The organism is Bartonella sp. AA81SXKL (assembly GCF_042196945.1).
Taxonomy (GTDB): Bacteria; Pseudomonadota; Alphaproteobacteria; order Rhizobiales; family Rhizobiaceae; genus Bartonella.
In genome coordinates this window covers 1-257 of the sequence record NZ_JBHIRH010000335.1, presented here as the reverse complement: position 1 = coordinate 257, position 257 = coordinate 1, and the positions used below count along the sequence as shown (strand labels likewise).

Sequence of the window (257 nt, the reverse complement as noted above, 5' to 3'; positions counted from 1 at the left end):
TTTTTCAGAGACACGAATTGTGCGTCCTCAATTTGTTATGGAAAAGCCTGTTAAAACAGTAGCGGATTTTTTTGCTAGATTTTCGCGTTCACGAGGTGCATTAGGATTAGCAATACGCAATGCTCGTGAAATATTAAAACATAACCCTGATAAGCCAGATACAAAGCGTCTTTTGAAGCAGCCTTTTGGGCGGATTGTTATTGAAAATGGCATTCTCGTATATCATGATAGTATTTCGGGTATAGCAGAAAAAATAA

Annotated in this window: 1 pseudogene; it reads left to right on the top strand. The window is 37.4% G+C overall.

The window, feature by feature from the left end:
• Positions 1-257 (top strand): annotated as a pseudogene (locus ACFINZ_RS11520) (AsmA family protein); the annotation flags it as partial.